Source organism: Glutamicibacter sp. V16R2B1, assembly GCF_005774635.1.
GTDB classification, from domain to species: domain Bacteria; phylum Actinomycetota; class Actinomycetes; order Actinomycetales; family Micrococcaceae; genus Glutamicibacter; species Glutamicibacter creatinolyticus.
On sequence record NZ_VATX01000013.1, the window covers coordinates 99,405 to 112,452 of the forward strand.

At 68.4% G+C, this 13,048-nt stretch carries 10 protein-coding genes; 8 read left to right on the plus strand and 2 right to left on the minus strand.

The annotated features are described in order from the left end of the window. The first annotated feature begins 245 nt into the window (after positions 1–245). From FDN03_RS09495 to allB, 6 genes are all read left to right on the plus strand, one after another. Positions 246–1,418: a glutamate--cysteine ligase gene (locus FDN03_RS09495; protein WP_138176328.1), complete on the plus strand. Its 1,173-nt coding sequence runs from the start codon at positions 246–248 to the stop codon at positions 1,416–1,418. Between the two features lie 545 nt (positions 1,419–1,963). Further along, on the plus strand, positions 1,964–2,761 hold the full coding sequence (locus FDN03_RS09500) for a TIM barrel protein (RefSeq protein WP_138176330.1): 798 nt from the start codon (positions 1,964–1,966) through the stop codon (positions 2,759–2,761). Between the two features lie 65 nt (positions 2,762–2,826). Beyond that, positions 2,827–3,711, plus strand: coding sequence for a 2-hydroxy-3-oxopropionate reductase (locus FDN03_RS09505; protein ID WP_138176332.1), 885 nt, complete (start codon positions 2,827–2,829; stop codon positions 3,709–3,711). A gap of 377 nt (positions 3,712–4,088) precedes the next feature. After that, positions 4,089–5,882: a glyoxylate carboligase gene (gene gcl / locus FDN03_RS09510; protein ID WP_138176334.1), complete on the plus strand. Its 1,794-nt coding sequence runs from the start codon at positions 4,089–4,091 to the stop codon at positions 5,880–5,882. Positions 5,883–6,096: 214 nt separating this feature from the next. After that, a complete protein-coding gene (locus FDN03_RS09515) occupies positions 6,097–7,248 on the plus strand; it encodes a glycerate kinase (RefSeq protein ID WP_138176336.1) in 1,152 nt (383 codons plus the stop codon). 54 nt (positions 7,249–7,302) lie between these two features. Next, positions 7,303–8,682 carry an allantoinase AllB gene (gene allB, locus FDN03_RS09520; RefSeq protein WP_138176338.1) on the plus strand — a complete coding sequence of 460 codons (1,380 nt, stop codon included), beginning with the start codon at positions 7,303–7,305 and terminating at the stop codon, positions 8,680–8,682. A gap of 446 nt (positions 8,683–9,128) precedes the next feature. Here allB and FDN03_RS09525 read toward each other — a convergent pair whose 3' ends face one another. Next, entirely contained in the window at positions 9,129–9,524 is a 396-nt protein-coding gene (locus FDN03_RS09525; protein WP_138176340.1) for a hypothetical protein, read from the minus strand. A 79-nt stretch (positions 9,525–9,603) separates the two neighbouring features. Then, the gene (locus FDN03_RS09530; protein ID WP_138176342.1) at positions 9,604–11,325 is read right to left on the minus strand and encodes a thiamine pyrophosphate-dependent enzyme; all 1,722 of its coding nucleotides are present in this window, start codon (positions 11,323–11,325) and stop codon (positions 9,604–9,606) included. Between the two features lie 218 nt (positions 11,326–11,543). Here FDN03_RS09530 and FDN03_RS09535 point away from each other — a divergent pair, with 218 nt between their 5' ends. Continuing rightward, positions 11,544–12,203, plus strand: a complete 660-nt coding sequence (locus tag FDN03_RS09535; protein WP_138176344.1) for a hypothetical protein — start codon at positions 11,544–11,546, stop codon at positions 12,201–12,203. Next, positions 12,190–12,918, plus strand: a complete 729-nt coding sequence (locus FDN03_RS09540; protein WP_138176346.1) for a glycosyltransferase family A protein — start codon at positions 12,190–12,192, stop codon at positions 12,916–12,918. Before FDN03_RS09535 ends, FDN03_RS09540 begins: the two co-directional genes overlap by 14 nt. The last annotated feature ends 130 nt before the right edge of the window (positions 12,919–13,048 follow it).

Consider the following 13,048-nt stretch of genomic DNA (forward strand, 5'->3'; position numbering starts at 1 on the left):
TAGGCGGTGAGCGATGCGCAAGGCCAGTCGGCTGGATGTGACCTGAGACTTTTGGGGAAAACCCCACGGATGTCGGGGCCGCTATTAGTGTTCACTGCACCAAGATGCCACCAGGTCTCCTGCTGGTCGTGCCGGTTGCCGGCCAAGGACGCGGCAGGCCAAGGCCATGGCCTTCCGGACGGTTCGGATCCGCACGGCGCGGGGAGCCGGGCGGCATCGTCAAGCAAGACGGGGAGGGCCGGCTGATGCGCACATTTGGTGTGGAGGAAGAACTGCTGCTGGTCGACGGGCTCACGCTGGAGCCGCTGGCGGCGGCCGAGCAGGCCGTGGCTTCGGCGCCCGGCACGGCCGCAACGGGACACCAGTTGACCGTGGAGCTGAAGCAGGAACAGCTGGAGATCGTGTGTCCGCCGCAGACGAGCCTGGCCGGGCAGCTGGAGGCGATCCGCACCGGACGCGCCCTGGCGGCCAGCGCCGCCGCGAATGTGGGCGGGCAGGTGGTGGCGCTGCCGGTGCCGCCGCAACGCCTGGTCTCCCACCTGGTGCCCAAGCCCCGCTTCCGTAAGATGGAGGAATTGTTCGGCATCACCGCCGACGAGCAGCTGACCAACGGCTTCCACGTGCACGTGGAGATCGATTCGCCCGAGGAGGCCGTGGCGGTGGTGGACCGGATCCGCATCTGGCTGCCCACCCTGCTGGCGCTGAGCGCGAACTCCCCGTTCTGGGCGGGCCGGGACTCGGGGTACGGCTCCTACCGCTACCAGGTGTGGTCGCGCTGGCCCACCTCCGGGCCCAGCGAGCTGTTCGGCTCCGTGCAGGGCTATGAACGCCACCAGCAGGCGCTGCTGAGGACCGGGGTGCCGCTGGATGCCGGGATGCTGTACTTCGACGTGCGGGTGTGCGAGCACCAGCCCACCGTGGAGGTGCGCATCACCGACGTCTGCCTTGACCCGGCCCACGCGGCGGTGATCGCCACCCTCGTGCGCGCCCTGGTGGAAACCGCGGCCCGCGACACCCAGCGGCCGCCGGTGCAGGTTCCGGCCGCCGAACTGCGGCTGTGGAGCTTTCAGGCCAGCCGGGCAGGGGTGAGCGGTGCGCTGGTCGACCCGGCCAGCGGCGCGCCGGCCCCGGCCACCGAGGTGGTGGCCGGGCTGCTGCGCGCGGTGCGCCCGGTGCTGGAGGAGCTCGGTGAGCTGGATCCGGTGCGCCAGGGGGTGCAGGGGATCCTGCGCCACGGCAGCGGCGCTCATTTCCAGCGCCAGGCGTACGCACGCCGGCATTCGGTGTACGACGTGGTGGCCGCAGCCCTGCAGCGCACCCACGTCCACCAGCCGGTGCCGCCCGGGGTGCTGCCGGTGCTGCGCCCCGAGGGCGGCGGCCCTTCGGCGCCGGACCAAGCCCAGCGCTGGTTGGCCTGAGCGCGGCTGGGCGGTGAGGGCGGCATGCGGCCGGCTTCAACCTTGCTGCGGTGGTAGTTCACGGTTCCGGTATGGCTTCATGCGTTCGGACAGGATCGCCTGAATATCGCCGCGGTCCCCACCCTGGACAGCAGCGGGGTACCGCAACGTCCCACGGGGCGAATTTCTCCGGATGCCGATAACTATTGACCACTGGTTTTCCGTCAGGCGGAGTGTCTGCCTTCTGCGATGCGGAAAAATACTCCGCAATGCCACAGGGCGGGTGAAGGGGTGCCGTGGTGCCCGCGGTGCGCGCGATGGTCGTCCCGTTGCCGCGTGATCCGGCGGGCTTCACGGGCCGGATACCTCAAGGCAAGCTGCCGTTCGCCCTGTCCTTGACCGGTCGCTGGCGGGTTCGCCACGGAATTTCCCGGCCCCGCCCCCAGATGTTCGCCGCGTTACGCAACCCCCTTGACAGTGACCCAGATCTCGCCATAAAGTTTCCATAAACCAAAACATAGTTTCCACATGTTGAAATTATGGAAAGACTTCAAGGAGGGAACGACGTGTCCTACACACTGAACTGCTCGATCTTGCTGACCGAACTGCCGATCCTGGAACGCGCAGCCGCCGCCAAGGCCGCGGGCTTCGACAGCGTGGAATTCTGGTGGCCGTTCGCCGAGGCCGTGCCCGGCGACAAGGACGTGGATAAGTTCGTCGCCTCCCTCACGGACGCCGGCGTGCAGCTGGACGGACTGAACTTCTACGCCGGTGACATGCCCGGCGGCGACCGCGGGCTGGTGTCCTGGAAGGGCCGCTGCTCCGAGTTCAAGGCGAACGTGGAAGTGGTCGCCGCGATCGGCGAGGCCACCGGTTGCAAGGCCTTCAATGCGCTCTACGGCAACCGCCAGGAGGAATACACCCCGGCCGAGCAGGACGAGCTGGGTCTGAAGAACCTTCTCGCCGCCACCGAGGGCGTGGCCCGCATCGGCGGCACCGTGCTGATCGAGCCGGTCTCCGGCACCGCGGCCTACCCGCTGAAGACCGCCGCCGACGCGCTGGAGGTCATCAACAAGGTCAAGGCCGCCGGCAACCAGAACATCGCCCTGCTGGCCGACTTCTACCACCTGGCCGTGAACGGGGATGACGTCGCCGCGGTGATCGAGCAGCACGCCAAGGACTTCGGCCACATCCAGATCGCGGACAACCCGGGCCGTGGCGCACCGGGCACCGGCAACCTGCCGCTGTTCGACTGGATCGACCGCTCCCGCGAACTGGGCTACACCGGCAAGGTCGCCCTGGAGTACAAGCAGGAGCGCGAGACCGCGTTCAACTGGCTGGAAACCGCCAGCACCTCCGCCTAGCGCACCTCCCGCATGAGGCCGGCCCCGCCGGCACCGCCTTCGACAGCTTTGAAAGAACAGGACAAATGAGCAAGAACATCGCCTTTATCGGACTGGGCATCATGGGCCTGCCCATGGCCAAGAACCTGGTCAACGCCGGCTTCAAGGTCACCGGCTACAACCGCAGCGCCGCCAAGGCCGAGGAACTGGCCGCCGCCGGCGGCACCGCGGCAAAGACCATCGCCGAGGCGGTCAAGGACGCCGACGTGGTGATCACCATGGTGCCGGACTCCCCGGACGTGGAAGCCGTGGTCACCGGCGAGGACGGCGTCTTCGCCAACGCGAAGTCCGGCGCCCTGTGGATCGACAACTCCTCGATCCGCCCGGACGTGGCCGTGCGCCTGTCCGACGCCGCCCGCGAAGCCGGGCTGCGCCCGCTGGACGCCCCGGTCTCCGGCGGCGAGCAGGGCGCGATCGACGGGGTGCTGTCCATCATGGTCGGCGGCGAGCCGGCGGACTTCTCCGAGGCCAAGGACGTGCTGGAGGCCGTGGGCAAGACCATCGTGCTGGTCGGCCCCTCGGGCTCCGGGCAGACCGTGAAGGCCGCGAACCAGCTGATCGTCGCCTCCAACATCCAGGCGCTGTCCGAGGCCGTGGTCTTCCTGGAGGCCTACGGCGTGGACACCGACTCGGCGCTGCAGGTGCTCGGCGGCGGGCTGGCCGGCTCGAAGGTGCTGGACCAGAAGGGCCAGAAGATCCTGGACCGCGAATTCGGCCCGGGCTTCCGCCTGGCGCTGCACAACAAGGACATGGGCATCGTCACCTCCGCCGCCCGCGAGGCCGGGGTCATCCTGCCGCTGGGCGCCCTGGTGGCCCAGCTGGTCAGCTCCACCGTGGCCAGCGGCGACGGCTCGCTGGACCACTCCGGACTCTTCCGCGGCGTACAGCGCCTGTCGGGCAAGTCCGAGTAGCCACCCGGGCCGGGAACACCGGCCCGGCCCAAAGATTCCTGTGACGGGATCCGCAGACCGCACGCAGCGGTCCTGGGATCCGCAGCCGTCCTGCTCCAGGGGCGCCCGGGTCGAAGCGACATCAGTGATTCCCTGACAGATCGTCCCGAAGCTCGAAGTCTTCGACTGCCCGGGCCCCCACGTGCTCATGGAAGCCAGGACGGCCGGTGTGATGAGCCGAGGACCCCACGCAAAGGACCACGTGATTGCTCCGTGTGGTGCCAGCCGCGGGTCCCGTCGCAGGTCTATCCACCCCAGCCGGCCCAACGCCGGCTGGATCCAAACTTTTCTCGAAAGACCCCGGCCAGCGGCCGGACCAGCAAGGAAGTGTGATTCCCATGCCTAAGATGCGCACCGTAGATGCCATCGTGCAGATCCTGGAGAAGGAAGGCGCCACCGAGGCGTTCGGCCTGCCCGGGGCCGCGATCAACCCGCTGTACTCGGCCATGAAGGACCATGGCGGGATCCGCCACACCCTGCACCGCCACGTGGAGGGCGCCAGCCACGCCGCGGACGGCTACTCGCGGGCCACCGGCAAGATCGGGCTGTGCCTGGGCACCTCCGGCCCGGCCGGCACCGACATGATCACCGGGCTGTACGCCGCGATCGCCGACTCCATCCCGATGCTGTGCATCACCGGCCAGGCGCCGACCAATGTGCTGCACAAGGAGGACTTCCAGGCCGTGGACATCGAGTCCATCGCCAAGCCGGTCACCAAGTACGCGGTGACCGTGCTGGAGCCGGGCCTGGTGCCGGGCACCTTCGCCAAGGCCTTCCAGATCATGCGCTCGAACCGTCCCGGCCCGGCGCTGATCGACCTGCCGATCAACGTGCAGATGGCCGAGATCGACTTCGACATCGATGCCTACGAGCCGCTGCCGGTGCAGAACCCGCAGATGTCCCGCGCCCAGGCGGAGAAGGTCGTGGACCTGCTCACCGGCCATGAGCGCCCGATCATCATCGCCGGCGGCGGGGTGATCAACGCGAACGCCAGCGCCGCGCTGGTTCAGCTGGCCGAGGAACTGGACATCCCGGTCTCCCCGACCCTGATGGGCTGGGGCGCGATCCCGGACGACCACCGCCTGCAGTCGGGCATGGTCGGGATCCAGACCCACACCAAGTACGGCAACGACACGTTCCTGGCCTCCGACTTCGTGCTGGGCATCGGCAACCGCTGGGCCAACCGCCACACCGGGGACCTGGCCACCTACCGCGCCGGACGCAAGTTCGTGCACGTGGACATCGAGCCGACCCAGATCGGGCGCGTGTTCTCCCCGGACCTGGGGATCACCTCCGACGCCGGGGCCGCGCTTGAGGCCATCCTTGAGGTGGTGCGCGAGCGCAAGGCCGCCGGCCGGGTGCCGGACTACTCCCAGTGGTCGGCCGAGTGCACCGAGCGCAAGGGCACCGGGCACCGCAAGACCAACTTCGAGAACATCCCGATCAAGCCGCAGCGCGTCTACCAGGAGATGAACGCCGCCTTCGGCCAGGACACCACCTACGTGTCCACCATCGGCCTGAGCCAGATCGCCGGCGCGCAGATGCTGCACGTGTTCGGCCCGCGCAAGTGGATCAACGCCGGACAGGCCGGCCCGCTGGGCTGGACCGGGCCGGCGGCGCTGGGCGTGGTGCGCGGCAAGCCGGGCGAGAAGGTCGTGGCCCTCTCCGGGGACTACGACTTCCAGTTCATGATCGAGGAACTGGCCGTGGGCGCGCAGTTCAAGCTGCCCTACGTGCACGTGGTGGTCAACAACTCCTACCTGGGCCTGATCCGCCAGTCCCAGCGCGGCTTCGAGATGGACTACCACGTCTCCCTGGCCTTTGAGAACATCAACTCCCCGGAGATGAACGGCTACGGCGTGGACCACGTGAAGGTCGCCGAGGGCCTGGGCTGCAAGGCCGTGCGTGTGGAGGACCCCTCCCAGCTGGCCGCCGGCTTCGCTGAGGCCAACCGCCTGGCCGACGAGCACCAGGTGCCGGTGGTCGTGGAGGTCATCCTGGAGCGGGTCACCAACATCTCGATGGGCGCCGGGCTTGACGCGGTCAACGAGTTCGAGGACCTGGCCCTTGAGGCCGGGGACGCGCCGACCGCCCTGGTGCCGCTGAGCGAGCGGACCGCAGTACTCGGCTAGGGTCAGTCGTCACACTCACCCAACCGGAACACCCCGAGGTGCGCAAAGCGTGCACAATGGATACAGGAAACTGTGATCCGCCGCACGCCTTGCGCGCCTTGGCGGCACGGCCCGCCACCCGGCGGGCCACACCCATCCCCGGGCGCCACCGGCGCCGGGGATGGGCCAAGAACAACAACGTCAGCAGGACCATGAGGGAAAGGCGGGCCGCGGGATGAAGATCGTCATCGCCTCCGACAAGTTCAAGGGCACCCTGACCGGGGCCGAGGTGGCCGCCGCCCTGCACACCGGCCTGTCCCGGGTGATCGACCCGCTGGAAAGCGTCACCGTGCCGGTGGCCGACGGCGGGGAGGGGACCGTGGACGCGGCCCTGGCCGCCGGGTTCACCGAACGCCGCACCCAGGTCACCGGGCCCACCGGCCAGCGGCTGGAGGCCAGCTACGCGCTGCACGAGGGGACCGCCGTGATCGAAATGGCCGCCGCCTCCGGACTGGACCTGCTGCCCGGCGGCACCCGACAGCCGCTGACCGCCACCAGCTACGGCACCGGCGAACTGATCAGCGACGCGCTGGCGGCCGGGGCCACCCGGATCGTGCTGGGCGTGGGCGGCTCGGCCACCACCGACGCCGGGGCCGGGATGCTCCAGGCGCTGGGCGCCTCCCTGCGCGATGCGCAGGGCCGGGAACTGCCCGGCGGCGGCGCCGCCCTGGCGCAGCTGGCCACCGCGGATTTGACCGGACTGGATGAGCGCCTGCGGCGCACCACCGTGGTGCTCGCCGCCGACGTGGAGAACCCGCTGACCGGGGCCAACGGGGCCGCGGCGGTCTTCGGGCCGCAAAAGGGGGCCAGCGCCGAACAGGTGGCCGAACTGGATGCGGCGCTGACCCACTTCGCCGACCTGCTCGAGGCCGAACTGGGCACCGCATACCGCCAGCAGCCCGGCGCCGGGGCGGCCGGGGGCATGGGCTACGCGGCCATCGCGCTGCTGGGGGCCGAACGCCGCCGCGGCATTGACGTGGTGCTTGAGCTGACCGGGCTGGACCAGGCCCTGGCCGGCGCGGACGCGGTCATCACCGGCGAAGGCAGCCTGGACAGCCAGTCCCTGGAGGGCAAGACCCCCATCGGGGTGGCCCAGGCCGCCGCCGCGCACCGCATCCCGGTCTACGCCGTGTGCGGACGCACCACGCTGGACCCCGAACAGCTGGCCAACGCCGGCATCCGCCACACCGTGGCGCTGGTGGACCTGGTGAAGGACCCGGGCGAGGCCATGACCCGCTCGGCCGAACTGGTCACCGAGGCCGGCACCCGGCTGGCCAAGACCATCGCGCAAGAGCATGCCGCGAGCACCACCGCGGGCCGCCGGTAGGCAACCGGCACCCGCACCCAAGGAATCACACATCAGGAATCAGGAGCACGAACTGTGAGCACCGAAACCACCCAGGCCGCCACCGGCACCGAGACGACCACCGAGTTCGACTTGGTGCTGCGCGGCGAACGCATCCTGACCACGGCCGGAATCACCGCCCGCGAAGTGGGCGTGAAGGACGGGAAGATCGTGGCCATCGAACCGCTGGGCAACAACCTGCGCGGCGAACGGGTCATCGAGGTCGGCGCCGATGAGGTGCTGCTGCCGGGCCTGGTGGACACCCACGTCCACGTCAACGAGCCGGGCCGCACCGAATGGGAAGGCTTCGAATCGGCCACCAAGGCCGCCGCCGCCGGCGGGGTGACCACCATCGTGGACATGCCGCTGAATTCCATCCCGCCCACCGTGAACCTTCAGGCGCTGGAAATCAAGCGCGAGGCCGCCAGCACCAAGGCGTACGTCAACGTCGGGTTCTGGGGCGGGGCCATCCCGGGGAACAAGAAGGATCTGCGCGAACTGCACGACGCCGGGGTGTTCGGCTTCAAGTGCTTCCTGCTGCACTCCGGCGTGGACGAGTTCCCCTCCCTCACCGTTGAGGAGATGGAGGAGGACATGGAGGAGCTGAAGTCCTTCGACTCGCTGATGATCGTGCACGCCGAGGACTCCCACGCCATCGACCGCGCCCCGGACGCCGAGGGCGACCAGTACGAGCGGTTCCTCAAGTCCCGCCCGCGCGGCGCGGAGAACGTGGCCATCGCCCAGGTGATCGAGCGCGCCCGCTGGACCGGGGCCCGCGCCCACGTGCTGCACCTGTCCAGCTCGGACGCGCTGGCCATGATCAAGAGCGCCAAGACGGACGGCGTGAAGCTGACCGTGGAAACCTGCCCGCACTACCTGACCCTGCTGGCCGAGGAAATCCCCAACGGCGCCACCGCCTACAAGTGCTGCCCGCCGATCCGTGAGGCCTCCAACCGCGAACTGCTGTGGAAGGGCCTGGAGGAAGGGGTCATCGACTGCATCGTCTCGGACCACTCGCCCTCCACCATCGACCTGAAGGACGTGGAAAACGGGGACTTCGGCGTCGCCTGGGGCGGGGTCGCCTCCCTGCAGCTGGGCCTGCCGCTGATCTGGTCCGAGGCCAAGCAGCGCGGCATCGGCCTGGAACAGGTCATTTCGTGGATGTCCACCAAGCCGGCCGAACTGGCCGGGCTGAAGAACAAGGGCGCCATCGCCCTGGGCAACGACGCCGACTTCGCGCTCTTCGCCCCGGATGAGGCGTTCGTGGTGGACGTGAAGAAGCTGCACCACAAGAACCCGATCTGCCCCTACGAGGGCAAGACCCTGGCCGGGGTCATCCGCTCGGCCATGGTCGGCGGGGTGGACGTGGACTTCCAGACGCCGAAGGGCAAGCTGATCCGCCGCGGCGAGGCGTAGGAAGCCTGCCGCAGCAGCCAGCGCCTCCCCTCACGAGATAACTTCGAAGTGAGGGGAGGCGCTTTTGCTTTTCCCGCGAGCTAGGTCAGTGCTTCTCAAATCGAGGTAAACCGTTACCCGCACGGCGATGCTAAGAAGGCTCGTGATGCCTTGCCTAGCTCCTGGTTGTGGTGCGCCCCCCAGGTGCGCCCGGCAACACTCAGGCAGGTGCCCGGCAGGGCGATGAAGGCCAGGGTGTACAGGGGCGAGAAGGAGATTCCTGCGCTCGTGCTCCTGCCGCGGACGGCGACGAGCAAGGTCAGCGGCAAACGCGCCTTAGGATCAGCGCTGCGTTAGTTCGGCAATGGCGGCCTTCCAATTGCGAAGCGGCTACTTGGACAGCTCCACACCATGTCAGGAGGTCTTCATCCGCCGAGCAATTCAACGCGCCTCACCGAGCACTACACTTAGCGTCGACGCCTGTGCTTTGAATGCAGAAGTGGCGCTTCTGCCTTTATCCGCTTGCGTCCCGAGGCCGACCCGGTATCCGTTTCCTGCTCTTCCCACTCCCGGTTCCGTCGCTTGCAGACGGTGACGATGGTTCGCCGGATCGCATCGGAGAGCACCATGACGGAAAGCGCCGTCCAAAATGCAAGCCAGAGCCACTGCTCCAGTACAGTGAAGGACGTGAAATGCCACGGCCGCCGAACGCCGGGAAGCTCCTCAGGCGGCTGAACGACGCCGCTAACCCAGAGCAGGGCCAATGCCGCGATTCCCAGGCAAATCAATCCGACCAGCAGCTCGGTTAGCGCAGGGCCCCACTTCATGCCTTGTTGGTGTCGACTCGTTGCGCGTGCTGCCACTTAATCAGTCCACGTCCTTTCCATGGGGTCCTCGTCATACAATCGGTGAGCGCTATTCGTCTGGTATATGCTGCTGCAGCTAGGCGCTTTCCAGGGCCTCCTTGGACTTGGCGATCGCAAAGCCCCACGCGTCCGAGACGGTGGCCTTGGGCGGCAGCGAGATCTCCTGCGGGTTGGTCTGGATGTCCAGCAGGTAGGGGCCCTCGCTGGCCAGGGCGGCGGCGACGGCGGCATCCAGCTGCTGGGGGTCGATGACCCGCTGCACCTTCAGGCCCATGGCCTGGGCCACCGCGGAAATGTCGGGGTTGTCCAGCTCGGTGCCGAACTCCTGCAGCCCGCCCTGCTCCTGCTCCAGCTTCACCATGCCCAGCCGCCCGTTGTTGTACACCACGAACTTCACCGGCAGGTTGTAGGTCACCGCGGTGCGCAAATCCCCGAGCAGCATCATGAGCCCGCCGTCCCCGCAGTTGGCGATCACCTGGCGGGTGCGGTCCAGGGCCTGGGCGCCCAGCGCCTGGGGCATGGCGTTGGCCATGGAGCCCAGGTTGTAGGAGCCCAGCAGCCGCCGGGTCCCGCTCATCGTGATGAACCGGGAAAGCCAGACGGTGGACATGCCGGTGTCGCTGGTGAAGATCGCGTCTTGGTCCGCCTGGGCGTCCAGGGCGGCAGCCACCGCCTCTGGGCGGATCAGCTCATCCGGGTTTTCCACCAGGCTGCGCACCTTGCCGATCAGCCCGCGGTCCCGCTGCGGGTCGGTGATCTTCATTTGACGCTGCATCCAGTGCTCGTAGTCCTTGCGCATGGCGCTCAGGTGCTTGCCCTCGCGCGAGGTGTTCAGCAGCGGCAGCAGCTCGGTCAGGGTGGGCTGCACGTGCCCGACCAGGGAATGGGCCACCTGGGTGCGCCGGCCAATGTGCTCGGCGCGCATGTCCAGCTGGATCACCGTCTTGCCGGTGGGGTACCAGTCCCGGTAGGGGAAGTCGGTGCCCACCAGGAACAGCACCTCGGCCTCATCCAGCGCCTTGACCGCCGCCGGGTTGCCGATCAGCCCGGTCTGCCCCACCTGGTAGGGGTTCTGCTCTTCCAGGCCCTCCTTGGCCTTGAGAGTCAGCACCATCGGGGCCTGCAGCCGCTCGGCCAGCTCGAGTACCTCGGGACGGGCTTCCCGGGCACCCACGCCCACCAGCAGGGTGACCTTCGCGGCTTCCTGCAGCACCTTGGCTGCCGCCTCGATCTGCGCCCGCGGGGCGGCGGCCTGCGCGGCCTCGGGAACGAACTGGGCGCGGCGCACGTTCTTCTCCAGCTCCATGCCGCCCACATCCCCGGGCACGGTCAGCACCGCAACCCCCTTGCGGGAGACGGCCGCGTTCACCGCCTGCTCCAGCAGCTGCGGCATCTGGTCGGCGGAGGTGACGGTGTGCGCGAACACGGCCACGTCGCTGAACAGCACATCGTTGTTGACTTCCTGGAAGAAGCTGCTGCCGATCTCCGAGGAGGGCACCTGGCCGCAGATGGCCAGCACCGGGGCGTGGGACTTCTTCGCGTCGTACAGCCCGTTGAGCAGGTGAATCGAGCCCGGGCCCACCGTTCCCATGCACAATCCCAGCCTCCCCGTCAGCTGCGCCTGGGCGCCGGCGGCGAACGCGGCGACCTCCTCGTGGCGCACCCCGATCCATTCCATGCCCGGCTCCTGGCGGATCGCATCCGTGATGGGGTTCAGGGCGTCTCCCACCACGCCCCAGGCGTGGGTGACCCCGTACTCGGCCAGGGATTCGACGATCAGCTTGCTGACGGTTTTCATGCGGGACTCCTTTCGACGGCGCCACGGCCCGGAGCGTCGCTGCCGAACCACTTGGCGTGCTTGTCCTTCAGGTCTGTGCCCATGATGGCACGCCGCCGGGGCGAAATCCGGGCCCTTCAGCCAGCGCTCAGGTGCCGGGAATTGAAGGCGGACGGACCTAGGCGGCCCACCGGAGACGGGCATGGGGGAGCGTCGGCGTGCTTGATCCTGTGCGGAGAATGACCGCGGCCGTGGAATGCGGGTTTGGCGCTGTATCCTCTAGCGAAAAGGAGGTCACGATCGAACGTCAACCCAGGGCCGCCTATGAGGACTCCTTTGTTCCCCACGTCACCGACCTGCTGCGCGGGATCGGCCTGCTGCTGTTGCCCTGGGCCTGTGCCGTGGCCGGGCCGGCCGCCTTCCTGGCGGCCGCGTTGTCCTGGGGCGGGCAATGGGCGCTTCGCTACTTCGCGTCGACCCGCTGGCGCGATGCGCTGGGCCAGCTCGTCCTGCTGGGCGCCACCGTTTTCAGTGCCCTGGGCGCCTACGCGCTCATCGAGTGGCTCGACCTTGCGGTTCATGGGCTGCTGATGGGCGTTGTGGTCGGCCTGCTCCACGGCACACTGCGCACAACGGGCCTGATGAATGGGACAAGTGCCGGGGGAGCGTGGTGGCGCTTTGTAATCCTCGTGGCGCTCGGTGCCCTGCTGGCGGTGCTGTGGGAAATCGGCGAGTGGGCCGGTTATCGGCTGCTGGACCCACGCATCGGGGTGGGCTACGACGACACCATGGGAGACCTGCTGGCCGGGCTCGCCGGCTCCGCGCTGGCAGCCTCCGGCGTCTTCCGGACCGATCGCGCTTTGCGCGGCGCAGGGCGGGGTGAGAATGAACCGGGTTAGCGTTGTCGTGCCGGTCCTGAACGATGAGCAGCACCTGGCGGTGCTGCTTGACCTGCTCAAGAAGCAACGGGATGAGCCCTTTGAAATCATCATCGTGGACAACGGGTCCACGGACAACAGCCGGCAGCTCGCCCAGGCCGCCGGGGTGCGGGTCATCAGCGAGCCGCGCCGCGGGATTCCGGCCGCAGCGGCCGCCGGCTACGACGCCGCCGAAGGGGAGATCATTGCCCGCTGCGACGCGGACAGCCGGCCCGACGCCCGGTGGGTGTCGCGCATCCTTGAAAACTTCTCCCGTAACCCGGACCTGGACGCAGTCACCGGGCTGGGCGTCTTCTATGACCTGCCGCGGTGGGCACGGACCGTGGCCGCCGCGTACTATTTCGGGGCCTACTATGCTGCCATCGGCGCCGCGCTGGCCAGGGTGCCGCTGTGGGGCTCGAACATGGCGATGCGCCAACGCGTTTGGCAGTACGCCTCACCCCGGGTGCACCGCCAGGCCCCCGAACTGCACGATGACATGGATCTTTCCTGTGTGCTGCCGTCAAAAGCAAAGGTCCGGCTGGGTTTGGGGCTGGTCGTGGGAGTGGCGGGCCGCAGCCTGTCCAGCCCACGCAGCCACCTGCGGGCGGTGCGCATGGCGTGGCGAACCTTCGCCGCCCATGGTGGGCGGCGGGCCGTCTACCGCCGGTGGAAGGAACGCCTGAACCTGCGGTAGGAACGGGCGCGAAAAAACTTTTAGGAAATCTTTCGACAACCGCGTCACGATTCACCGCCCGCCCACTCTTAACCGGTGACAGCGAAGATGATGCCCCCGCAGTTGGCGGTGGGGGCCGCCACGGGGACCG